The organism is Wolbachia endosymbiont of Madathamugadia hiepei (assembly GCF_013366855.1).
Classification (GTDB): domain Bacteria; phylum Pseudomonadota; class Alphaproteobacteria; order Rickettsiales; family Anaplasmataceae; genus Wolbachia.
In genome coordinates, this window is the sequence record NZ_WQMP01000208.1 from 1 (window position 1) to 522 (window position 522).

Annotated in this window: 1 protein-coding gene; it reads right to left on the reverse strand. The window is 35.6% G+C overall.

Annotated elements, in window-relative coordinates; all coding sequences use genetic code 11:
• Window positions 1–381: 381 nt before the first annotated feature.
• Window positions 382–522: sigma factor-like helix-turn-helix DNA-binding protein (locus GO685_RS05405; protein ID WP_281356236.1), on the reverse strand; the 141-nt coding region annotated here is incomplete at its 5' end.

Here is a 522-nt window from a genome sequence, read left to right on the forward strand (position 1 = left end):
GTCTTTATAAACTTTCAAGGTTTTTACCTAATATAAGCTAAAATGCGCTTGTTAAAGCGTTTAGGACAATAAAAAACGCCAATTTAAAAGACATGAGGTGCACATAGTGCAAAAAATTAAACATAAGACGCCAAGTACATTGAGTTTTCTGTCGTTTAATCTGCACAGACTGAAGATAAATAATAGCTTCATTATCATTATAAGGGTAACGGCGAAGGTTGTCAAGTAGTTTTTTTCGTTTCCATTGAATACCAGCGCGCTGCCAGAAGTTTGTTATGAAGTCTAGCGCTTCTTGCTTATAATTACAGGCTTGAGCCAATTATCACGCTATTCTATTTGCCCTCCCAATAACGCAAGTTGATATTAATTTGACGCATTTCCTCAAAAGAACCCTCTGAGTTTTCTAGCACGGCTTGGATGTTTTAATTTACGTAGTGCTTTTGCTTCTATTTGTCTAATTCTCTCACGTGTTACGTTAAAGATTCTTCCTACTTCTTCTAAGGTATGTTCTTTTCCATCTTT